We start from the raw sequence: 23,605 nt of genomic DNA on the forward strand, positions 1-23,605 counted from the left end.
TCTTGTGTCTCAAATTACCGGGTCAGTTCATCCTGGGGCGGGCGTTTTTTGCTTTCTTTTATCGAACTCTCACTTCTGATGCCCGCCAATCAGACGCGTGCGGGCGATGGCGGTGCCCGCTTCGGTGCCGGAGACCGCGCGGTAGATGGCGGAATAGCCGTATTTGCTGCGGATTTGATCCATTGCTGCACCGAGTCGCCGCTTTTCCCATTTGCGTGCTTCGAACAGGCTCAATTGCATCGATGATTCCTCTTCCAGGTTGCCGATGGAAATCGAAATCTGACGCACCGGCTTGTTCGTGAAATGCTCGCGGAAAATCACCTGGCACACTTTGTAGATCTGCAGCGTGTCGTTCGTCGCTTCCTCCAGCGAGCGGGAACGGGAAAAGCCGCCGCCGAAAACAGATTTGCTGTAGCCGACGCTCAGGTGAATGGTGCGTCCTGCGCGTTTCGCCAGCCGGGTGCGCATGGCGATGTCTTCGCACATTTCCAGGATGATCGTCATGATGTCTTCGACTTCTATGTAATCGCGGTAAAGTATCTGCCCCTTGCCGTAGCTCACCTGCCCGGCGACAAGCGGCGAACCGAGTTCGGACAGATCGATGCCGTTTGCGTGCTGGTACAGCTGGTGGCCAAGGATGCCGAAACGCTCTTCCAGAGTTTTGACGTCCGTGCAGGCGAGGTCGCCAACGGAAAAAATGCCCATGCCGTTGAGGGTCCGTTCCGTCTGCGAACCGATGCCCCACATTTTGCTGAGCGGCGAGAGGGGCCATAATTTTTTCGGCACATCGTCATAGGTCCATCTGGCATAGCCCGATTTTTTGGCATCCAGGTCAAGCGCCAGTTTGGCAAGCAGCATATTCGGACCGACGCCGACAGCGGACGGCAGGCCGAACTGCCGGACCAGCGCGTCCTGAATATGGTTGATCAGCGCCTCGGTGTCTCCCCACAGCGTGCCGGCGTTCGTAAAATCGATGAAACTTTCATCGACGCTGTAGACATGGACGGCGTCTTTCGGCACAAATTCCGTAATGAGTTCGGTGATCGCCATGGAGACGCGCAGGAAAAATCCCATCTTCGGTTCGAGCAGCAGGATGCGCGGATCGTCCGGAATCTCGAACAGCCGCGTGCCGGTCCGGACACCGAAATCTTTTTTCAGCCGCGGCGAGGCCGCCAGCACGACACTGCCTTTGCGGTCCTGGTTGCCGACGACCGCGATATGCGCTTCGAGCGGATCCAGCCCTTCCCGGACGGCGGCGCAGCTGGCGTAAAAACCGCGCATATCCAGGCAGGCAATCGTCCGGTCCGGCAAATTTTTCAGTTCCATTTCGCCACCTCCTCGAATAAGAACATTTGTTCTTATTCTATACCTCCAAATCCGGACGGACAATCCTCTTTCCGGCAAATAATTTATTTCCACCGAATGATAGGAAAGATGCAGGATTTTTATCATCCACACCTTACGGCAATAAAAGATTTTGTGAGCCGGCACCGCTGGTTTTATTCCGTTTAAACGGGGCGTAAACGGGTAAACCCGAAATAGGCATATAAATAGCTAGCGAAAATAACGCGTGCTATAATCGGATTAGAGTTTGGTAAAACTAAGGAGGAATTATTCATGGCAATTGTACACGGAACAGATCAGAACTTTTCACAGGAAGTATCAGAAGGATTGGTCCTGGTTGATTTTTGGGCAACTTGGTGCGGACCCTGCAAGATGATTGCTCCTGTATTGGAAGAACTGGACGCTGAAATGAGCGATAAAGTGAAAATCGTAAAAGTGGACGTTGACGAAAACCAGGAAACAGCTGGCCAATACGGCATCATGTCAATTCCGACTCTTCTGTTGATGAAAGACGGAGAAACAGTTGATAAAGTTGTCGGCTTCAGACCGAAAGAAGCATTGGCTGAATTGGTTAACCAACACGCATAATTCTTAACCGGGTCCTGGGTGGCCCGGTTTTTTAATAGGGTGAGAATATGGCAAATGAAATGATCCAACATAAACTGGCGGTGCTGCCCGATCAGCCCGGCTGCTACCTCATGAAGGACCGGCAGGAAACGGTCATTTACGTGGGCAAGGCAAAAGTGCTGAAAAATCGGGTGCGTTCTTATTTTACGGGCAGCCACGATGCCAAAACACAACGGCTCGTCAATGAAATCGAGGATTTCGAATACATCGTCACCACTTCCGAAAAAGAAGCGCTGATTCTGGAATTGAACCTCATCAAAAAATACGACCCGAAATACAATATCATGCTGAAAGATGATAAATCCTATCCTTATTTGAAAATCACAGCAGAGCGCCACCCGAAACTGATCATTACGCGGCAGGTCAAGAAAGATAAAGGCAAATATTTCGGGCCTTATCCGAACGGCTATTCGGCGAGTGCGACGAAAAAACTGCTCGACCGCCTGTATCCGCTGCGCAAATGCCATCAGATGCCGGACCGCGCCTGCCTTTATTATCATATGGGCCAATGTCTGGCACCGTGCATCAAACCGGTGGAAAAAGAGACGTACACAGAAATGATTGACGAGATCACGAAATTCCTGAATGGCGGATTCCGTACGGTCAAAGAGGATCTCGTGGAGAAAATGTCTGAAGCTGCGGAAAACCTGGAGTTTGAACGCGCCAAGGAATACCGGGACCAGATCAGCCACATTGAAAACGTCATGGAAAAACAGAAAATGGCGATGAACGATTTCACCAACCGCGACGTTTTCGGCTATGCCGTCGACAAAGGCTGGATGTGCGTGCAGGTCTTCTTTGTGCGCCAGGGCAAACTGATCGAGCGGGACGTCTCCCTGTTCCCGCTCTACCGCGACCCGCAGGAAGAATTCATGACCTATCTCGGCCAGTTTTACGAAAAATCAAATCATGTGAAACCGAATGAGATCCTATTGCCGGAAGGTGAAGACGCAGAGCTCGTGAAAGAATGGCTCGGCGTCCGGACGCTTGTGCCGCAGCGGGGCAAGAAAAAAGACCTCGTGCTGCTGGCGAAGAAAAATGCGGAAATTTCCATCAAAGAGAAATTCCAGCTGCTGGAACGCCAGGAAGAACGGACGATCGGCGCCTGCCAGGAACTTGGCGAAGCGATGAACATCGAGACGCCGCTGCGCATCGAAGCGTTCGACAACTCGCATATCCAGGGAGCAGATGCCGTGTCCGCGATGATTACGTTCATCGATGGCAAGCCTTCGAAAAAAGATTACCGGAAATACAAAACACGCAGCGGTTCAAAGCCGGATGATTACGCGGCGATGCGTGAAGTGATCCGCCGCCGTTATACGCGGGTGCTGAAAGACGGCCTGCCGCTGCCGGATTTGATTGTCATCGACGGCGGGAAAGGGCAGATTTCGTCGGCGCGCGAAGTGCTGGAAGATGAACTCGGCCTGTCGATTCCGGTTGCCGGGCTGGCGAAAGATGCCAAGCATCAGACATCGCAATTATTATACGGCGACCCGGTCGAAGTGGTGCCGCTGAAACGGACGAGCGAAGCGTTTTACCTGATGCAGCGCATCCAGGATGAAGTCCACCGTTTCGTCATCACGTTCCACCGCCAATTGCGCGGCAAGAATTCGATCGTCTCGGCGCTGGACGGACTGGAAGGCGTCGGCCCGAAACGCCGCCAGCAATTGCTCAAGCATTTCGGATCCGTCAAACGAATCAAAGAAGCCGACATAGCCCAATTGATGGAAGCGGGCATGCCGGAGAAGCTGGCGGAATCGATCCACAGGCAGTTTGCGGAAGAAACATTGTCAACCGACTGAGTTCATGTTATCGTAGTAGCATAAATTGAATCACTTTTAAAAAGTGGTGATAGAGGCGCGGACGTCAAGAGTAGCCATCCGGAGATTTGCAGAATCTGTGAAGGATGGGGAAAGGGACGGTCGCCGAAGTGTGTGAAGGCTGCAGCCGAACATGCTGGTTCTGCATTTAAGAGATGCAGGGCTGTCAGAGTCATACTCTGGAGGGCTATCTCACATGGACGTAATATTCGTACATGATGAAAGAGGTAGTTTGCCGGTTCGCCGGCGGGCTGCCTCTTTTTGTGTCTAGTTCCGGCGTCCAGCCCCTCGGGATCTTAAGTCAGTACACCTATGTGGCAAAAAACGCCACTTCGGCATCCTGCCTTAAGCCTGTCGGGGCTGAATGGACGCCTGCACTTTTCACATTGAGGGCCACATTATATGTGGGAGTGGATGAATGATGGAAACGATCGTAATGAAGTTCGGCGGCACGTCTGTTGCAACGCCGGAGAAAATTGTGGAAGTGGCAAAAAAGGCGATTGCCGTAAAAGAACAGGGCAAGCGGGTGGTCATCGTCGTTTCGGCGATGGGCAAAACGACGGATACGCTGCTCGGCCTGGCGTCGGAAATTTCTGCCGAACCGCCGAAGCGCGAAATGGACATGCTGCTGGCAACCGGCGAGCAGGTGACGATCTCGCTGCTCGCAATGGCGTTTAAAGCGCTCGGCCACGAAGCGGTGTCGTTCACCGGCTGGCAGGCCGGCATCGAAACGGAATCTGTTCCGCGCAATGCGCGAATCGAGCACATCCATACCGAACGGCTCGAAGCCGTTCTTGGCAACGGATTTTTCGCGGTGGTCGCTGGATTCCAGGGCGTCGACCGCATCGGCAACATCACGACGCTTGGCCGCGGAGGTTCCGATACGACCGCTGTCGCATTGGCAGCGGCGTTGAATGCTGAGAAATGCGACATCTATACCGATGTCGATGGTGTTTACACATCCGATCCGCGCTATGTCGCCGGCGCGCGCAAGCTGGAGCAGATTTCCTATGACGAAATGCTGGAGCTCGCCAATCTCGGCGCCGGCGTGCTGCATCCCCGCGCCGTGGAATTCGCGAAAAACAATAATGTCCCGTTGACTGTCCGAGCAAGCTATTCGGACGAACCGGGAACAATCATACAAGAGGTGGTCACTGTGGAAAAAAATCTGATCGTCCGCGGCGTCGCATTCGAGCCCGGCATTGCCCGTGTAACCGTTACATACAATAAACCCTTCAACGGTTCACTCGCTAATATTTTCATGACCCTGGCCGAAAACCATATCGACGTCGACATCATCGTCCAGAGCATTTCAGAAGAATTTCAGCCGTCGGTTTCATTTTCAATCAAAGAGGAAAGTCTCGAAGAAGCGCGCCGGGTGCTTGACGCCAATAAAGAAGCGATCGGCTTCCAGTCGACCGACTTTGAAGTCGGCCTGGCAAAAGTCTCCATCGTCGGCTCCGGCATGGTATCCAATCCGGGTGTCGCGGCCCGCATGTTCGACATTCTGCGCCAGTCGGAAATTCCGGTAAAAATGGTCAGCACCTCGGAAATCAAGATTTCGGTCGTGGTGCCGGGCGGCGACATGGAGAAGTCGGCGAACACGCTGCACGCGGCGTATGGGTTGGGGTGATGGGGAGAGAGGGAGAATGTTTTCCTCTCTTTTTCCTCTAACGTCACTTTCACTTTTGTTTCGGAAATTTTGCAAGAGCAGTTTTAAAAATAGCGTTATTTTCAAGGCCCGGCGGATGCCGGGTTTTTTAGTGCAATGAAAAAGAAATCACTAAAATAGAAAGTGCAACCCATGAAACTGAAAGTGAACTCCAAAAGGTGAACGCCCCAAACTTTTTGCTCCACCCTTAACCTAATGATAAACCCATTATTACCCAAGATCGGGCGGGGCGGGCCCCGCCCACTGGGCAGTCCGCGTCCGCGGACTGCTTTCAAATCAGAGCTTGAATTTTATATCGGCAAGAAGCAGAAGTTGCCATGTTTCTTCTATATAGTAGTGTTATAATTCAGATAACTTAATGGAAAGGCGGGGATTTGGATAGGGGAGGAACGGTTGGAGATGTGGGAATGTGTGCGGCTGCTGATGGAGCGGTTGCCGGAAAGGCATCCCGAGCAGGAGTATTTGAAAAAGGAGTTTCATCGTTACGAAGCGGGTTGGCAAGGTGAGAAGCGGCTGCATGCAAAAATGGTCGAGTTTCATTGGCACGAACCTTATGAGCTTTTATGGGATGTGGGTTTGCGGCTCGGGGACTGGAAAGTGCAGATTGACGGCCTGCTGATTACGCCGCGCTGCCTCATTGTTATCAGTTCGAAAAATATCAGTGGAAAAATCCATTTCAACGGGACGACAAGTGAATTTTACAGGTTCAATAACGAAGGTGAAAAAATGGTCATGGACGACCCGTTGGTGCAGCTCGCCAAGCACACCGGTTTTCTCGAGCTCTGGCTGGAAAAAAGAAAAGTAAAGCACCCGCCGATTGATGGAGTAGTCGTTTTTACCCCGAGGCATTGCGAGATTATTGCGAAGCCGGTAGGACCGCATATCTGTAAGACATATCAGGTGGTTGAAAAACTTTATGAAATTCTTGAAACCCATGATGTTTTGGCTGACTCCCCTAAGCCAAGCAGGATCCGTAAGTTGATAGAGTCTAATTTATGTCCTTATAAGCGGCCGCCTTTATGTGAATATTACCGGATCGATCCCCGTGAGTTGAAGGTGGGTGTGAAGTGTGTGGTTTGTCGAAAAATTGCGGTGGAGCGATTGTATAAGATTTGGCGGTGTAAGGCTTGTGGACACTGTGATTCTGATGCATTAAAGTCTACGTTGCAGGAATACTTGGAGTTGGTAGGACGAGAAGTGGATAGCAGAGAGTTTCGGCGTTTCAGTGGTGAAGAATCCAGACATACCGTTTTTCGTGTGCTTTCGAAATCGGGTCTTGTTAAGGTGGGAAGTACAAGAAAACGTACTTACATTAAAAAATAATGGCACCAAATAAAAGACCATCTTCTCTGAAGGTGGTCTTTTATTTTAACAAAAAAGAGGGATTGTTATTAAGTTGAGCATACTGACAGTCTTTCAGCGCAAACTGCATAGCTTTCCGCGCAAACAAGGTGTTTTTAAGCGCATACACTTGTAGTTTCAGCGCAAACTACACCCATTTCAGCGCATACTATCACACACCACCAATACCCCCAACAAAAAAACCGCCCCCACACCCGCGGAGACGGCCAATCCACACTATATTCCACTCATACCTGCTCGCGCAGGTCCGTTTTTAACGTGATGCGGACGATTTTCTTCTTTGGGGACACTTCTTCGTACGCTTCTGTCAAGAATCCGCCGATTTTTTGCTTCTGCTGGGCCAGGAAGCCGGCTTCGAGCTTGAAGCAGCGGCTTTCCACCTTCAACGGACGCAAAACGAACACAGTTTCGTCTTTTCCGGCTTTCTCCAGCGCCAATTCGCCGAAGCCCGCCTCAACAAAAAAATCGGCTGCTTCATCAAGACTAAAAAGGGGGAATTTGCGGGCGAGGGATTTGCCGGCCCAGTACAGGACATCGCTCTCGTGTTGGCCTAGTACGTCGGATAATACATAATCGCGTATAATTTCATAACCGAAATGATCGGTGATTTCAGGTTCTTTTGCAGTCATCGTAAACCCACTTTCAATATGTATAATGCCGATAGGGAATCTTGTGAATAAACGTTAGTTGCCTTGACGCTCCTAATTGAGCAGAGTACAATAAATATGTCATATTATTGTATCATGATGTTTCATGCAGTCAATGGATGCTTTCGTAAAATATCGATTGCTCCGTTAACTGCCTTATTAATGTTTTGAGGAGGGTAAAAGTTTTGGATAATCGTGAATTTTTATTGCGCAGGTTGCATTCATTGCTTGGAATCATTCCACTCGGTATATTCCTTACACAGCACTTAATCGTCAACCACTTCGCAACACAAGGTGTCGAGGCATTTAACAACGCATCCCACTTCATGGCGAACCTGCCGTTCGTAATTTTCCTGGAGATCTTCGTTATTTATCTGCCGATTATGTTCCACGCTTTCTATGGTGTGTACATAGCTTTCACATCGCGCCATAACCCGGGGAAATACAGTTATATGCGCAATATTCTATTTACGCTGCAGCGTTACACAGGAGTTTTCCTTGTAGTCTTCATCGCTTGGCACGTATTTGAAACACGCTTCCAGGTGGCAATCGGTGCTGCAGAAGCTGATTTCAACATGATGGCCAACATTCTGGATAACCCATGGATGTTCGCATTCTACGTTGCCGGTGTGCTGACAGCCACTTTCCACTTGGCGAATGGCCTGTGGTCATTCCTTGTAACTTGGGGCATTACTCAATCCGAGAAAGCTCAGCGATATACGACGTACTTTACACTAGTAGTGTTCCTGGTATTGTCGGTAATCGGTATCCGCGCTTTATTGGCATTCGTTTAATACGAATTCGATTATTGGTGAATTAAAAGAGGAGTGAATACCAAAATGGCGAAAGGCAAACTTATTATTGTCGGTGGCGGGCTTGCCGGTTTGATGGCGGCTGTTAAAGGCGCTGAGGCTGGCGCGTCAATCGATTTATTTTCAATCGTTCCGGTTAAAAGATCCCACTCTGTGTGTGCACAGGGCGGCATCAATGGAGCGGTAAATACAAAAGGTGAAGGCGATTCACCGGATATTCACTTTGACGACACGGTATACGGCGGGGATTTCCTTGCCAACCAGCGTCCAGTCAAAGCAATGACGGATGCGGCGCCGGCGATTATCCGCCTGCTTGACCGTATGGGCGTCATGTTTAACCGTACGCCTGAAGGCCTTCTCGATTTCCGCCGCTTCGGTGGAACGATGCACCACAGAACGGCTTTTGCCGGCGCCACGACTGGCCAGCAATTGCTTTATGCACTTGATGAGCAAGTGCGCCGCCACGAAGTAAGCGGTCTTGTAACGAAATACGAAGGATGGGAATTCCTGGGTCTTGTTTTGGATGAAAACGGCGTGAGCCGCGGAATCACTGCACAGAATATGACGACAATGGAAATCAAAGCGTTCCGCGGCGATGCTGTTATTATGGCGACCGGCGGACCGGGAATCATCTTTGGAAAATCGACGAACTCTGTCATCAACACAGGCGCTGCTGCTTCCATCGTTTATCAGCAGGGCGCGTATTACGCAAACGGCGAATTTATTCAAATCCATCCAACTGCCATCCCGGGAGACGACAAGCTTCGTTTGATGTCTGAATCGGCTCGCGGTGAAGGCGGACGGATCTGGACATATAAAGACGGAAAACCTTGGTATTTCCTCGAAGAAAAATATCCTGCTTACGGAAACCTGGTGCCTCGTGATATCGCGACACGCGAAATCTTCGATGTTTGTGTTAACCAAAAGTTGGGCATCAACGGCGAAAACATGGTTTACCTGGATCTTTCCCATAAAGATCCGAAAGAATTGGACATCAAACTTGGCGGCATCATCGAAATCTATGAGAAATTCACAGGCGACGATCCTCGCAAAGTTCCGATGAAAATCTTCCCGGCAGTCCATTATTCAATGGGCGGATTATGGGTTGATGATCACCAGTTCACAAGCATTCCGGGCGTACTTGCTGCAGGTGAATGTGATTATTCTCAGCACGGTGCAAACCGTCTGGGCGCGAATTCACTTCTTTCAGCTATCTACGGCGGAATGGTTGCAGGACCGAATGCACTTGATTACATCAAAGGTCTTGATGTGCTTGCGGAAGATCTTCCTGAAACGATTTTTGAACAGGCAGTTGCTGAAGAGCAGCGCAAATGGGATGAAATCATGGCGCTTAATGGTACAGAAAACGCTTATGTTCTCCATAAAGAACTGGGCGAGTGGATGACGGATAACGTTACAGTGGTTCGCTATAACGACCGCCTTCAGAAAACGGACGAGAAAATCCAGGAATTGTTGGAACGTTTCAATAATATCAACATTATTGACACACAATTATGGAGCAACCAAGGCGCAATGTTCACACGTCAGCTGAAAAATATGCTACATTTAGCACGAGTGATCACGATCGGAGCGCTGAAGCGCAACGAGAGCCGCGGAGCTCATTACAAACCTGATTTCCCGGAACGCAATGACGAAGAATTCCTGAAAACGACAATGGCGAAATTCAATGGTTACGATGCACCGATCTTCCATTACGAAGAAGTGGATACTTCACTGATTCCGCCGCGTAAACGTGATTATTCAGCCAAAGCATAAGTTTGAGTCAAAGAAGGGAGATAAAATTACTATGGGTGAAGCAGCAAAAACGGTAATTTTCGAAATCGAACGACGCGATTCCACTGAGACAGAATCCTACTTCGAGAAATTCGAACTGCCATATCGTCCGAACATGAATGTCATTTCGGCATTAATGGAAATCCGCCGTAATCCGGTCAACATAGACGGGAAAAACACCACACCAGTCAACTGGGACATGAACTGCCTTGAGGAAGTTTGTGGAGCCTGTTCAATGATCATCAACGGTAAAGCACGCCAGTCGTGTACAGCTCTTGTCGATCAATTGGAACAGCCGATCCGTCTTCAGCCAATGAAAACATTCCCTGTTGTCCGCGACCTTGTCGTTGACCGCAGCCGCATGTTCGATTCATTGAAAAAAGTTAAGGCGTGGATTCCGATTGACGGAACACACGATCTTGGTGAAGGTCCGCGTATGCCTGAGCGCAAACGTCAGTGGGCTTACGAATTATCTAAATGTATGACTTGCGGCGTATGTCTTGAAGCATGCCCGAACGTCAATGATAAATCCGATTTCATCGGACCGGCTCCGCTTTCTCAGGTCCGCCTGATGAACGCGCATCCGACAGGTGCCATGAACCGTGACGAGCGTTTGAACGCGATTATGGGCGACGGCGGCCTTGCATCTTGCGGTAACTCACAGAACTGTGTTGAATCTTGCCCTAAAGGAATTCCTTTGACAACTTCAATCGCAGCGTTGAACCGCGAAACTACGGTTCAAATGTTCCGCAACTTCTTCGGAAGCGACCATGCAGTCTAATCAATAAAACTAAAACCTCCACTTCTGTGGAGGTTTTTTTATGCCTTTCCAACCAATCAACAGCAAAAAAATAACAAAAACCCCTTTTGAAAAATGAAAATAAAAGCTACTCAAACATGTTTTTGTTATACTGATAGAATAGTATTCACTATATATTGGAGGCTATTGGATGAAAGCCAATTACATTAACGACTTTGAACAATGGAAACAGGAATTCACCTATTCAGCACAGGTGCAGGTTCGCTTTTCGGAAACGGATATGTTCGGGCACGTCAATAACACCGTGCCGATCACTTATTTCGAATTTGCGCGCATTGAATATATGAAGAGGCTCGGTCTCATGCAGCAATGGCTGAAAGGGGACGGCGATTTATTTCCTGTGGTGGCGGACATGCAGGTCGATTACACGCAGCAGGTCTATTTTGATGAAGTGCTCGATGTTTACGTAAAGGCCGCCTCTCTTGGAAGATCATCAGTCGACCTTCATTACTGGGTGGTCAATGACAAAGGGGAAACGTGTTTTACGGGCAGAGGAGCCATGGTACAGATTTCAAAAGCCACCGGCAAAGGTCATCCGTGGACGCCGGAAGAAAAAGAACTGTTTGAAAACAAACAATTAATTTCTTCGGAAAATTAAGTCAGTTCTTGCTAAATAAATGAAAAACCTTCACTATATAAAGTAATAGTGGCATTCAAGGAGTGAACATGGATGATGAATGAAAACACAAGTGGCTTGACGCATGATAAAGAGCGCGTTGCATTTATGGAAAAGGAATTGCGGTATATTTCCGGGATCATCAAGCAAAAAGGCCGGGAAATCCTGAATTCCTACACGATTACACCGCCTCAATTCATTGCGCTGCAATGGCTTTTCGAACATGGCGACATGACGATCGGGGATTTGTCGAACAAGATGTATCTGGCATTCAGCACGACGACGGATCTGGTGGACCGCATGGAAAAGAATGAGCTGGTTGTGCGGATCCGCGAAGAACAGGATCGGCGCGTTGTGCGCATCAAGCTGTTGAAGGAAGGCGAACGGATCATTGAAGAAGTGATCGAGAAGCGCCAGGATTACCTGCAGATTGTACTGGCGAAATTCAGCGAAGAAGAAGTGGAGCAATTATCGTTTTTATTGGAGAAATTGCACACGAACATGAAATAGGGGCGGAACAATGCAAGCAAATGCACCAATCGGAGTGATCGATTCGGGAGTCGGCGGATTGACGGTCGCAAAAGAGATCATGCGGCTGCTGCCAAATGAGAAATTGGTGTATATCGGCGATAACGCCAGATGTCCGTATGGTCCGCGGCCTCAGGCGGAAGTCAGGAAATATACATGGCAGATGGCGCGTGCTTTAATGGATAAGAACATCAAGCTGCTCGTCATCGCCTGCAATACGGCTACGGCGGCGGCGCTCGACAGCCTGCAGAAACAGCTGGCCATCCCGGTCATCGGTGTCATATTTCCGGGTGCCCGTGCAGCGATGAAAGTTTCGGCGACCAATAAAGTCGCAGTGCTCGGCACATCGGGCACAGTCAAAAGCGGCGCGTATGAAAAGGCGTTGATGTCGCTCAAATCTTCCTGCAGCGTCACGCAGCTGGCCTGTCCCAAATTCGTCCCGCTCGTCGAAAGTGATGAATACGAAGGTGAATTTGCCCGTCAGCTGGTAAGGGAAACGCTTTTGCAACTGGATGGCAAATCGTTTGATACCGCGATACTTGGCTGCACACATTACCCGCTTCTCCAGGGCTTTATCGAAGCGGAACTGGGCCCGGGTGTGACGGTTTTATCGTCTGCGGCCGAAACGGCAAAAGACGTCGAAAACCATCTGCGCTACCGGAATATGCTGGCGGGTCCGGCAAGCGGACCGGTTCACCAATTTTACACTTCGGGGTCATCCACGATTTTCCGGACAATCATCAAAAAATGGCTGGGAATTGAAAATCCGGCCGTTTATACTATAAAATTTCCTCAAACCTGATGGCATCGCCGTCAGGTTTTTGTCGCCCTGAAAAAAATATGGTACGCTAATCGAGTAAATATAAGGAGGATATACATGAACAGAGCATATGAAAGAGGAGCGGGCGAATTGCGTCCGGTCCATATGGAAGCAGAATATTTGATTCATCCTGAAGGATCTGTTCTGATCACTGTCGGGCAGACGAAAGTAATCTGCACCGCAACAATCGAAGAAAAAGTGCCAGGTTTTCTGAGAGGCCAGGGGAAAGGCTGGATAACGGCTGAATATTCCATGCTTCCGCGTGCCACGGGCAGCCGGAACCGCCGCGAAGCATCAGCGGGCAAAATCGGTGGACGCACGATGGAAATCCAGCGTCTAATCGGCCGCGCACTGCGCGCAGTGGTGGATTTGGAAAAACTGGGAGAGCGCACGTTATGGCTCGACTGCGACGTCATACAGGCAGACGGCGGCACCCGGACAGCGTCAATCACCGGTGCATACGTGGCAATGGTGATGGCGATCTCCAAATTGGAGCTGACGGCATTTCCGGTCACCGATTTCCTGGCAGCGACAAGTGTAGGAATCACGAAAGAGCATGGCGCCATCCTGGATCTGGATTATGTGGAAGATTCAACGGCTGAAGTCGATATGAACCTGGTCATGACCGGCAAAGGCAATTTTGTCGAGCTGCAGGGCACGGGCGAAGAATCCACATTTACGCGCTCACAATTAAACGAATTACTGGATCTCGGTGAAGAAGGGATCCGCCGCCTGATTGACATGCAAAAAGATATTCTGGGTGACACCGCACTGCGAATCGGAGAAGAAACGAGGTCGGAATTATGAAAGAGATCATTATCGCGACAAAAAACAAAGGCAAGGCAAAGGATTTTGAGGCACTGCTCGAGCCAATGGGCTATAAAGTACTGACTTTGCATGACGTGGCTCCGCATTTGGATGTGGAAGAAACAGGGGATACATTCGAAAAAAATGCCACATTGAAAGCAGAAACGATTGCACAGGAATTGCAGGCAACCGTAATTGCGGATGACAGCGGCCTTGAAATCGACGCACTCGGGGGCGAGCCCGGCGTCTATTCCGCGCGTTATTCAGGAGACGAAAAAAATGATAATTCCAATATGGACAAAGTTCTGCAGAAAATGGTTCAGGTTCCGGAAGATGAACGGACAGCGCGTTTCCGCTGCGTCCTGGCGCTGGCCTCGCCGGGCAAAGAGACCATTCTGTTCAAAGGCTCATGCGAAGGGCTGATCGCCACTGATAAAAAAGGCAGCCACGGTTTCGGCTACGACCCGATTTTCTACGTGCCGTCACTGGACAAGACGATGGGGGAAATGGATGCTTCCGAAAAAGCTTCCATTTCACACCGCGGAAATGCTATGCGGGAACTGGGGAAAGCGATGCCCGGCTTATCCAATAACTGAGCCATGGCCGCTTTCCGGCTCTTTCTAATGTTTTTTTAAAATAGCGTTGACTTTTTTGAGAAACATTTCTATAATTAAAATTGTCTTTCGAATTAGAAAGCAATGTCCCAGTAGCTCAGCTGGATAGAGCAACGCCCTTCTAAGGCGTCGGTCGGGCGTTCGAATCGCTCCTGGGACGTCATAAGCCGCATTGCGGCTAAGCAAAACAGCCTCTCTCGCAGAGACTGTTTTTTTCTGTGCAAAAAGACTGGCAGGAATTTCTAAAAGATATAGGGAATACTAAAAGAGAGATTAAATACGCCGCGGAATGTCTGCAGCCCATTGGCAATAAAAAACGAATAACAAGGAGAATGATCATGGAAAGCTTGCATTATACACTTGCAGATGTATTTACAGACAGGCTTTTTGGCGGCAATCAGCTGGCGGTGGTGGAAGGAAGGGACGGATTGACAGGCGAATTGATGCAGAAGATCGCCAGGGAAATGAATCTTTCGGAAACGGTATTCGTTTTTCCGCCGGCTAACTTTGAGAACATCAGGCGGCTCCGCATCTTCACTCCTCAAATGGAGCTGCCGATAGCGGGACATCCGACCATCGGGGCAGCTTTTGTATTGGCTTCATCCGGTGAAGTGGAGACGAAAGAAGGGCCGAACGATTGGGTGCTGGAAGAGGAAATCGGCAAAATCCCCGTCACGGTCCATAAGAACGCAGGGCAAATCACGAAAGTCGAGATGAACCAGCCTCTGCCGGACTTCAGTGAGCCGTTCACCAAACGTACGCTTGCCGCGAATCTGCTGTCTGCAGCAAAAGAGGAATTGCATCCGGACCTGCCGGTGCAAACGGTATCTTCCGGCGTTCCGTTTTTATTCATACCCATGCGCTCTCTTCAGGCGGTTCAGCAGATCGATTTCCGGCAGGACCTGTGGGAACGGCATTTCAGTATGAACCCGGACACCCGTCACATCTTCGCGTTTACTACAGAAACTGAAACCGCTGAAGCGGCCGTCCACGGCAGGATGTTTGCACCAGCCATGGGCATTTCGGAAGATCCCGCCACTGGTGCCGCCAGCGGACCGCTTGGCGCATATCTGGTGGAACACGGGGTCCTGTCGGCAGACGCTGATGGAGTCTGCACGTTCCGGAGTGAACAGGGCTATGAGATGGGGCGGCCAAGCACTGTCGAAATTACGGTGACAATAAACGCCGGCCATATCGATGGAGTGAAAATCGGCGGCAACTCCGTCATCGTCGGACGAGGCCAGCTGTTTCTATGAGAAAAATCTTCCGGTCCGATATCGGGCAGGAAGATTTTTTATATGGACAAGATGTGAAGTGCAGAAAAAATAGCAGAAAATTTTTTTGGTTTTCCGTTCTGCCCCGTTCACTAATTTGGTAAAATGATGGACGGACTGAGGAATACACACATGAATTTCTGCAGTACCGGATCATTACATAAAGGATGAACAATGAGAAATGGCGAAATTCCCACTTAAAATACTTTTAACGACCCTCATGCTTCTGACAGGATTCAGCGGATTTGCCGCTTATGATATATGGACATTTGCACAGACGAACGAACTCGTAAAAGCGGATGCCGCCATCGTGCTTGGCACGGCGGTATGGGGCGAAGAACCATCGCCGGTGTTCCGCGAACGCATCAACCATTCCATCTGGCTGTATGAAAATGATTACGTCGATAAAATCATTTTCACCGGCGGAAAAACGAACGGCTCACAGTTTGCCGAATCGGCCGTCGCCAAAAATTACGCCGTTGCGCACGGCATTCCCCCTGAAGATATTTTCATCGAAGACCGTTCACTCGTTACGATTGAAAATTTCCGCTACGTGCAGGAACTCGCCGACATCAACGGTCTGGTGAACTTCCTCGTCGTGAGCGACCCGCTGCACATGAAACGGGCAATACAGATGGCGGAAGATACAGGCTTTGAAGTGTTCTCTTCACCGACGACCACATCCCGGTATAATTCCGCGCCAACCATCGTACCGTTCTTTTTCCGGGAAATCGGTGCCTACGTCGCCTACTCCCTGTCGCTCGGCCGCTAGACCTCTTCTGTTTTGGAAGGGGTTTTTTATTTTATTTCTTCAATAAAACATTCTGTAAATGCTATAGTGAATTCAATCAGCCGAAGAAAGTTGAAAAGACAGCTTGCCATCCTGCCCGAAAAGGTTTAAATTTTTTTTAATAAGGCAATGCTGTAGTGTAAAGACAAGAACCAAACGAAGGAGGTGACTGCATGCGGAGGAAGTACAGGGATTTAAAGCGTAAAGGCAATGTGGTCGTATTTCCGACGACCATCAACCGCCTGTTGACGGAAGGCATGACGCTGCTGAAGCAGGAACGGTACGAAGAAGCGAGAGACGGGCTCTATCAGGTGCTCAGCTATGAGCCGGAGCATCCGGCTGCGCTCGGCGCCTATTCCTATTGCCTTTATGAGCTGGGGGATTACGAGGAAGCGCTTGAAGTCTGCAGGGAACTGCTAAAAGTCGGCCCGATCCATTACCTGGAAACGATGGAGTTATACATAAGCATTTTGATGCAGGTGCGTGAATTTGAAGAAGCGGAACGGGTCATCGAAGTTTTGATCGAAGAAAATGTGCTGCCGGAGGAGCGGCTGGAACAATTTCATCTGCTGCGGGATCTGAATGAACGAATCGCCTCAAAGTCGATTGAAAACATCGATCCGGAGCAATTTTCGACAGAAGCATTTTTGGCGCTGGCGCCTTATGAGCAGGAGCGGAAGGTCATGGAACTGCCGCCTTCGTCCTTCAAGCCGCTGACTAAAAAGATGCTCGCACTTGTTGAACATCCGGAAATAGATTTACTGACCAAAACCTACATATTATTTATTCTGCACCAGGAAAAGATCGATGCAAAAGCTATCATACATAAATTCCATTATACCGGTGAATTCAATGTTGCAGATCTCCCCAATCCGCAGACGAGTCCGCGTGTCACGGAAATAAAAGATATTTTCGCGGAGCAGCTGGCGAAGGATCCGACCCGCCTTGAAATGGTGAATGAACTGTTCGAGCGCCATGTCTACCTGTTTTATCCGTTTCTGATGGATGATTACGAATCCAAGGAAGTCGCAGAAGCTTATATGACCTATCTCGATTTATTGTTCAGCGGGGATATCGACTTTTCCAGTGACGAGGAGCTGCACAATATGGTAATCAAGGCTGAAATGTGGTTTGAAACGCGCAATGGATAGAAATAGTTGAACCTCGCATCATGTGTGATATAATATTGAAGTTGTCAAAATTCGTATAAATCGTATGAATGACTTTTGTAAAAAATGTTTGGAGGGCTTATATATGTCAGCAAAATGGGAAAAGCAAGAAGGTAACACAGGAACACTAACAGTTGAAGTGCCAGCAGAACAAGTAGATGCCGGACTCGACAAAGCGTTCAAGAAAGTTGTTAAAGAAATCAACGTTCCAGGATTCCGCAAAGGGAAAATGCCTCGCCAGATGTTCGAAAAACGCTTTGGTGTAGAATCTCTTTACCAGGACGCCATTGACTTCATCTTGCCGGATGCTTACGCAAACGCAGTTGAAGAAGCAGGAATCAACCCGGTTGACCGCCCTGAAATCGATATCGAAACAATCGAAAAAGGACAGCCATTGGTATTCACAGCTAAAGTGACGGTTAAACCGGAAGTTCAGCTTGGCGAATACAAAGGCCTTGAAGTCACTAAACCTGAAACAGAAGTGACTGACGCAGAAATCGAAGAGAAACTGAAAGAAAACCAGGAGCGTTTCGCTGAGCTTGCAGTCAAAGAAGACGAAGCGATCGTTGAAGGCGACACAGCTGTCATCGACTTCGAAGGATTTGTGGACGGAGAAGCGTTTGAAGGCGGAGCAGGCACTGACTACTCGCTTGAAATCGGCTCCAACTCATTTATCCCAGGATTCGAAGAGCAATTGGTAGGCGTTAAAGCAGGCGAGGAAAAAGATGTGGAAGTTACTTTCCCTGAAGAATACCACGCTGCTGAACTTGCAGGAAAAGCTGCAACGTTCAAAGTGAAAGTGAACGAAGTGAAAGCGAAAGAACTTCCTGAACTGAACGATGACTTTGCGAAAGAAATCGATTCTGAAGTTTCGGGCCTTGAAGAACTTCGCACAAAAATGAAAGAAGCGGCTGCAGCTGATAAAACGGCTAACGCTGATGCAGTATTGCGCGATGAGCTTGTTCAAAAAGCGGCTGAAAACGCAACGATCGACATCCCGCAGGCCATGATCGATTCAGAAATGGACCGCATGATGCAGGACTTCGAACAGCGCTTAACTCAGCAGGGCATGAACCTAGAATTGTACTTCCAGTTCTCTGGACAGGACGAAGCGGCTCTTCGCGAGCAGATGAAAGGCGACGCTGAAACGCGCGTACGTGTTTCATTGACACTAGAAGCGATTGCAGCAGCTGAAAACATGGAAGTTTCTTCTGAAGACATCAACAAAGAGCTTGAGAAGATGGCTGGCCAGTTCAACATGGATATCGAGCAGATCAAGACGGCTCTTGGCGGCACTGAAATGCTTGAAAACGACATCCGTATGCAGAACACAGTCGAATTCCTAGTGGAAAACGCTAAAATCACGACTGAAGTGGAAAACGCGGAAAGCGCTGAATAAGTTATATCATAGAACACCAATAGGACAAGGCGCGGAGACGCGCCTTGTTTTCTCTACATAGAAGAACAGTGAATTCACATAGTCTTTAAGAGGCGGCAGTCGAGCTAAATAGTTGCTCAAACCACAGGAATCTTGTAATATTATGGCTTGAATAGGGGTGAATACATTGTTCAAATTTAATGACGAAAAAGACCATCTGAAATGTTCATTCTGTGGCAAACCACAAGAGCAGGTTCGTAAACTGGTTGCAGGACCAGGTGTATATATTTGTGACGAATGTATTGAGCTTTGTACGGAAATCGTAGAAGAAGAGCTTGGTACGGAAGAAGCAGTGGAATTCAAGGAAGTTCCGAAACCGAAAGAAATCATGGATATCCTTGGAAGCTACGTAATCGGCCAGGACAAAGCGAAAAAATCGCTTGCAGTCGCCGTTTACAACCATTACAAACGCGTCAATTCCCAAAGCAAGATCGACGATGTCGAACTTTCGAAATCGAATATCGTATTGATCGGGCCTACAGGAAGCGGTAAGACATTATTGGCGCAAACATTGGCGCGCATTCTGAATGTGCCATTCGCCATTGCGGATGCAACTTCCCTGACGGAAGCCGGCTATGTCGGTGAAGACGTCGAGAACATCCTGCTGAAGCTGATCCAGGCTGCAGACTATGATGTGGAACGCGCTGAAAAAGGCATCATCTATATCGATGAAATCGATAAAGTGGCCCGCAAATCCGAAAATCCGTCCATCACACGTGATGTATCGGGTGAAGGTGTTCAGCAGGCATTGCTGAAAATTCTTGAAGGCACGACTGCAAGCGTTCCACCGCAGGGCGGGCGCAAGCATCCGCACCAGGAATTCATCCAGATCGACACGACGAACGTCCTGTTCATCGTGGGCGGAGCTTTTGACGGAGTGGATCAGATCATCAAACGCCGTCTGGGCAATAAAGTCATCGGTTTCGGTGCAGATCCGAACAAAGAGGAAGTCGACGAGAAATCATTGCTCAGCCAATTGATTCCGGAAGACCTGCTCAAATTCGGCCTGATTCCAGAGTTCATCGGCCGTTTGCCGGTATTGGCAAGCCTCGAGCAATTGGATGAAAAGGCATTGGTGCAGATCCTGACAGAACCAAAAAATGCATTGATCAAGCAGTACCAGAAAATGATGGAGCTTGACGGTGTCGAATTGACGTTTGAAGAAGATGCCCTGATGGAAATCGCGAAACTGGCGATTGAACGGAAAACAGGTGCCCGCGGACTGCGCTCGATCATCGAGAACGTCATGCTGGATGTCATGTTCGACCTGCCTTCACGCGAAGACATTGTGGAATGCATCATAACAAAAGAAACGATCAAGGATAAAGTTCAGCCAAAGCTCATCATGGAAGATGGCTCTGAATACATTGCAGATAATAATGAGAAAACATCCGCATAATTTAGGATGATATGGGCTGACTCAGATTGTGCACATCCGCGCGGTCTGAGCCAGTCCATTTTTTTGGTTAAATAAGGTGTGGGTAAAAATCGATATTTCGTAAAATTACTGCGCTTTCCGCGGGCTCGCTCCCAAGCCATGCCCGCGGAAAGCGTCTGCCTGGAGCGAATTCATCCAACCCACTTACTAATAAAATTTCGCTAATAGATACACACTCCCGGAGGTGGCTTACAAGATGGCTAAGAAGAAAGTTACAAAACGTGTGCCTTTATTGCCGCTGCGCGGATTGCTTGTGTTCCCGACAATGGTTTTGCATATTGATGTCGGACGCGAGCGTTCGGTGGCTGCACTTGAACAGGCTTTATTGGAAGACAATATTATTTTTCTCGCGACTCAAAAAGATATCAGCATGGAAGAACCGGGCAGGGAAGATCTGCAGCGGATCGGAACGCTCGCCTACGTGAAGCAGATGCTGAAGCTGCCGAATGGCACCATTCGCGTGCTTGTCGAAGGGCTCGAGCGCGGACAATGGAAATCGTATGAAGAGGATGAGAAGTTTTCCGTTGTGGAAGTGACTTCATTCCCGGATGAGACTGAAAAAGATGCGGAGCAGGATGCGCTGATGCGTTTATTGCTGGAGCATTTCGAAAAATATTCAAAAGCTTCGAAAAAGGTTACGAATGAAACCTATAAGACGGTTGCGGATATTGAAGAGCCGGGCCGCCTGGCGGATATGATCGCCTCGCACCTGCCGCTGAAAATGGCGGGTAAGCAGGAAATTCTCGAAACGTTCGATATCAGCAAGCGTCTCGAAATGCTGATTGGCCGTCTGCACAATGAACACGAAGTGCTCGATTTGGAGAAGCGCATCAATACGCGCGTCAAAAAAGCGATGGAACAGACGCAGAAAGAATTTTATTTGCGTGAACAGATGAAAGCGATTCAGTCGGAACTGGGCGACAAAGACGGCAAAACAGGTGAAATATCCGATTTGAAAAAACGGATCGATGCAGCCGGCATGCCGGAGTCGACGAAGAAAACGGCGCTGAAAGAGCTCGACCGCTATGAGAAACTGCCTTCTGCAGCAGCGGAAAGCGGCATCATCCGCAATTACATCGAATGGCTTGTGACGATTCCGTGGTCTGAAAAAACAGAAGACCGCCTCGATATCAACTATGCGGAAGAAGTGCTGAACCGCGATCACGACGGCCTGGAAACGGTCAAAGAAAGAGTGCTTGAATATCTGGCTGTCCAGCAGATGACGAAATCACTGCGCGGACCGATTCTTTGCCTTGTCGGACCACCGGGAGTCGGGAAAACGTCGCTCGCGAAATCGATCGCCGAATCGCTCGACCGGAAATTCGTCCGCATTTCACTGGGCGGCGTCCGTGACGAATCGGAAATCCGCGGCCACCGCCGCACATATGTCGGCGCAATGCCCGGCCGCATCATACAGGGAATGAAAAAAGCAGGTACGGTCAATCCTGTCTTCCTGCTGGATGAAATCGAGAAGATGTCCAATGACTTCAGGGGAGATCCGTCTTCAGCGATGCTGGAAGTTTTGGATCCTGAACAGAATAATTCATTCAGCGACCATTATATTGAAGAAACGTATGATCTTTCGAACGTGCTTTTCATTGCGACAGCGAACGATCTCAGCACGATTCCGGGACCGCTGCGCGACCGCATGGAAGTGATTTCGATTGCCGGTTATACGGAAGCTGAGAAAACAGTGATTGCGAAAAACCATCTGGCGCCGAAACAATTGGAAGCGCATGGCCTGACGCCTGAACAGCTGCAAATTACAGATGACGCTTTCCTGGCGCTTGTCCGTTATTACACGAGAGAAGCGGGGGTTCGCGGCCTCGAACGGCAACTCGCTTCAATTGCCCGCAAAGTGACCAAGCAGATTGTTTCAAAAGAGAAAGAATCGGTGACAGTGACGGAGACGGAAGTGGTAGAGTATTTAGGAAAACGCAAATTCCGTTACGGCATGGCTGAAACGGAAAATCAAATCGGTGTAGCAACAGGACTCGCATACACAAGCGTAGGCGGCGATACACTGCAGATTGAAGTGGCGCTGTCTCCAGGTTCGGGTAAATTGCAGTTGACCGGTAAACTGGGGGATGTCATGAAAGAGTCGGCACAGACGGCATTGTCGTTCGTCCGTTCGAGAGCCGAATCGCTCGGCCTTGATCCGAATTTCCACGAATCCCAGGATATCCATATCCACGTACCTGAAGGAGCGGTGCCGAAAGACGGTCCATCAGCGGGTATTACGATTGCAACGGCTTTGGTATCAGCTCTGTCTAAACGGCCGATCCGCCGGGAAGTCGGGATGACCGGTGAAATCACGCTTCGCGGACGTGTGCTGCCAATCGGCGGCGTCAAAGAAAAAACATTGAGTGCTCACCGTGCAGGCCTTACGACAATCATCCTGCCGATGGAGAATGAACGCGACATTGAAGACATTCCGGATACAGTCCGAGAACAATTGACGTTCAAACTTGTTTCAGAAGCAGACGAAGCGCTCGAAATCGCTTTGGAAGGAGAGAACATATGAAAGTTCATAATGTAGAACTGGTAATCAGTGCCGTCCGCCCGGATCAGTATCCGGAAGACGGCCTGCCGGAATTTGCACTGGCAGGGCGTTCGAACGTCGGCAAATCTTCATTTATCAATAAAATGATCGGCCGCAAAAGCATGGCCCGCATTTCGTCAAAACCCGGCAAGACGCAGACGCTGAATTTCTATAAGATAGAAGAAAAGCTTTTCTACGTCGACGTTCCTGGCTATGGCTATGCGAAAGTTTCGAAAACCGAACGCGAAGCATGGGGGAAAATGATCGAACGCTACATCACGGACCGTGAACCGCTTCGCGCAGTCATCCAGATTGTCGACTTGCGGCATCCGCCGAGCAACGACGATGTTGCGATGTACGATTTCATGAAGCATTTTAATATCCCGTGCATCATCATCGCCACGAAAGCGGACAAGATTCCGAAAGGCAAATGGGACAAGCACAAGAAAGTTGTGCGCGAAACGCTGGACATGGACAAGACCGATCCATTGATCGTCTTTTCATCTGAAACTGGCCTCGGCATGGACGAAGCCTGGAGAGAAATCGAAAGCAGAATGTAAGTGAGGAAGCGCAGCTGAGGCTGCGCTTTTTTTTGTGAAGGTAAAGTTTCCAAAAATGGATGGGGCGGCGGTAGCCGCCCACTGGGCAGTCCGCCGACAGCGGACTGCTTT

General features: G+C 49.3%; 21 protein-coding genes, 1 tRNA gene and 1 riboswitch. Of the genes, 20 read left to right on the forward strand and 2 right to left on the reverse strand.

Annotated features, from left to right (window positions below; translation table 11 throughout):
- Window positions 1-69: 69 nt before the first annotated feature.
- Window positions 70-1,326, reverse strand: coding sequence for a Y-family DNA polymerase (locus KW93_RS16150; RefSeq protein WP_033544084.1), 1,257 nt, complete (start codon window positions 1,324-1,326; stop codon window positions 70-72).
- 291 nt (window positions 1,327-1,617) lie between these two features.
- Here KW93_RS16150 and trxA point away from each other — a divergent pair, with 291 nt between their 5' ends.
- From trxA to KW93_RS16175, 4 genes are all read left to right on the forward strand, one after another.
- Complete coding sequence (gene trxA, locus KW93_RS16155; protein ID WP_033544085.1) at window positions 1,618-1,932, forward strand: thioredoxin; 315 nt, start codon at window positions 1,618-1,620, stop codon at window positions 1,930-1,932.
- Window positions 1,933-1,979: 47 nt separating this feature from the next.
- On the forward strand, window positions 1,980-3,773 hold the full coding sequence (gene uvrC, locus KW93_RS16160; protein WP_033544086.1) for an excinuclease ABC subunit UvrC: 1,794 nt from the start codon (window positions 1,980-1,982) through the stop codon (window positions 3,771-3,773).
- A 42-nt stretch (window positions 3,774-3,815) separates the two neighbouring features.
- Window positions 3,816-3,989, forward strand: a riboswitch (Lysine riboswitch).
- 223 nt (window positions 3,990-4,212) lie between these two features.
- Window positions 4,213-5,424, forward strand: coding sequence for an aspartate kinase (locus KW93_RS16170; RefSeq protein WP_033544104.1), 1,212 nt, complete (start codon window positions 4,213-4,215; stop codon window positions 5,422-5,424).
- Window positions 5,425-5,862: 438 nt separating this feature from the next.
- The gene (locus KW93_RS16175; protein ID WP_033544088.1) at window positions 5,863-6,786 is read left to right on the forward strand and encodes a nuclease-related domain-containing protein; all 924 of its coding nucleotides are present in this window, start codon (window positions 5,863-5,865) and stop codon (window positions 6,784-6,786) included.
- Window positions 6,787-7,052: 266 nt separating this feature from the next.
- Here KW93_RS16175 and KW93_RS16180 read toward each other — a convergent pair whose 3' ends face one another.
- The gene (locus KW93_RS16180; RefSeq protein ID WP_033544089.1) at window positions 7,053-7,454 is read right to left on the reverse strand and encodes a YslB family protein; all 402 of its coding nucleotides are present in this window, start codon (window positions 7,452-7,454) and stop codon (window positions 7,053-7,055) included.
- 203 nt (window positions 7,455-7,657) lie between these two features.
- Here KW93_RS16180 and KW93_RS16185 point away from each other — a divergent pair, with 203 nt between their 5' ends.
- From KW93_RS16185 to yihA, 16 genes are all read left to right on the forward strand, one after another.
- Entirely contained in the window at window positions 7,658-8,266 is a 609-nt protein-coding gene (locus KW93_RS16185; protein ID WP_033544090.1) for a succinate dehydrogenase cytochrome b558 subunit, read from the forward strand.
- Window positions 8,267-8,311: 45 nt separating this feature from the next.
- Window positions 8,312-10,060 (forward strand): succinate dehydrogenase flavoprotein subunit, encoded by a 1,749-nt coding sequence (gene sdhA / locus KW93_RS16190; protein ID WP_033544091.1) that lies wholly within the window; start codon window positions 8,312-8,314, stop codon window positions 10,058-10,060.
- A 31-nt stretch (window positions 10,061-10,091) separates the two neighbouring features.
- On the forward strand, window positions 10,092-10,859 hold the full coding sequence (gene sdhB / locus KW93_RS16195) for a succinate dehydrogenase iron-sulfur subunit (RefSeq protein WP_033544092.1): 768 nt from the start codon (window positions 10,092-10,094) through the stop codon (window positions 10,857-10,859).
- Window positions 10,860-11,028: 169 nt separating this feature from the next.
- Complete coding sequence (locus KW93_RS16200; RefSeq protein WP_033544093.1) at window positions 11,029-11,496, forward strand: acyl-CoA thioesterase; 468 nt, start codon at window positions 11,029-11,031, stop codon at window positions 11,494-11,496.
- A 75-nt stretch (window positions 11,497-11,571) separates the two neighbouring features.
- Window positions 11,572-12,024: a MarR family winged helix-turn-helix transcriptional regulator gene (locus tag KW93_RS16205; RefSeq protein WP_033544105.1), complete on the forward strand. Its 453-nt coding sequence runs from the start codon at window positions 11,572-11,574 to the stop codon at window positions 12,022-12,024.
- 10 nt (window positions 12,025-12,034) lie between these two features.
- Window positions 12,035-12,844 (forward strand): glutamate racemase, encoded by an 810-nt coding sequence (racE, locus tag KW93_RS16210; RefSeq protein ID WP_033544094.1) that lies wholly within the window; start codon window positions 12,035-12,037, stop codon window positions 12,842-12,844.
- 75 nt (window positions 12,845-12,919) lie between these two features.
- Window positions 12,920-13,669: a ribonuclease PH gene (gene rph, locus KW93_RS16215; protein ID WP_033544095.1), complete on the forward strand. Its 750-nt coding sequence runs from the start codon at window positions 12,920-12,922 to the stop codon at window positions 13,667-13,669.
- Window positions 13,666-14,265: an XTP/dITP diphosphatase gene (locus tag KW93_RS16220; RefSeq protein ID WP_033544096.1), complete on the forward strand. Its 600-nt coding sequence runs from the start codon at window positions 13,666-13,668 to the stop codon at window positions 14,263-14,265. Before rph ends, KW93_RS16220 begins: the two co-directional genes overlap by 4 nt.
- A 104-nt stretch (window positions 14,266-14,369) precedes the next feature.
- Window positions 14,370-14,443, forward strand: a tRNA-Arg gene (locus KW93_RS16225).
- A 178-nt stretch (window positions 14,444-14,621) separates the two neighbouring features.
- Window positions 14,622-15,539: a PhzF family phenazine biosynthesis protein gene (locus KW93_RS16230; protein WP_033544097.1), complete on the forward strand. Its 918-nt coding sequence runs from the start codon at window positions 14,622-14,624 to the stop codon at window positions 15,537-15,539.
- Window positions 15,540-15,738: 199 nt separating this feature from the next.
- Window positions 15,739-16,329, forward strand: a complete 591-nt coding sequence (locus KW93_RS16235; RefSeq protein ID WP_033544098.1) for a YdcF family protein — start codon at window positions 15,739-15,741, stop codon at window positions 16,327-16,329.
- A 191-nt stretch (window positions 16,330-16,520) separates the two neighbouring features.
- On the forward strand, window positions 16,521-17,498 hold the full coding sequence (locus tag KW93_RS16240) for a tetratricopeptide repeat protein (protein WP_033544099.1): 978 nt from the start codon (window positions 16,521-16,523) through the stop codon (window positions 17,496-17,498).
- Window positions 17,499-17,601: 103 nt separating this feature from the next.
- Window positions 17,602-18,915 (forward strand): trigger factor, encoded by a 1,314-nt coding sequence (tig, locus tag KW93_RS16245; RefSeq protein ID WP_033544100.1) that lies wholly within the window; start codon window positions 17,602-17,604, stop codon window positions 18,913-18,915.
- 166 nt (window positions 18,916-19,081) lie between these two features.
- Window positions 19,082-20,353, forward strand: coding sequence for an ATP-dependent protease ATP-binding subunit ClpX (clpX, locus tag KW93_RS16250; RefSeq protein ID WP_033544101.1), 1,272 nt, complete (start codon window positions 19,082-19,084; stop codon window positions 20,351-20,353).
- Window positions 20,354-20,588: 235 nt separating this feature from the next.
- Window positions 20,589-22,916: an endopeptidase La gene (gene lon, locus KW93_RS16255; protein WP_033544102.1), complete on the forward strand. Its 2,328-nt coding sequence runs from the start codon at window positions 20,589-20,591 to the stop codon at window positions 22,914-22,916.
- Window positions 22,913-23,494 carry a ribosome biogenesis GTP-binding protein YihA/YsxC gene (gene yihA / locus KW93_RS16260; protein ID WP_033544103.1) on the forward strand — a complete coding sequence of 194 codons (582 nt, stop codon included), beginning with the start codon at window positions 22,913-22,915 and terminating at the stop codon, window positions 23,492-23,494. Before lon ends, yihA begins: the two co-directional genes overlap by 4 nt.
- Window positions 23,495-23,605: the final 111 nt, after the last annotated feature.

Source organism: Planococcus sp. CAU13 (assembly GCF_000775575.1).
GTDB lineage: Bacteria > Bacillota > Bacilli > Bacillales_A > Planococcaceae > Planococcus.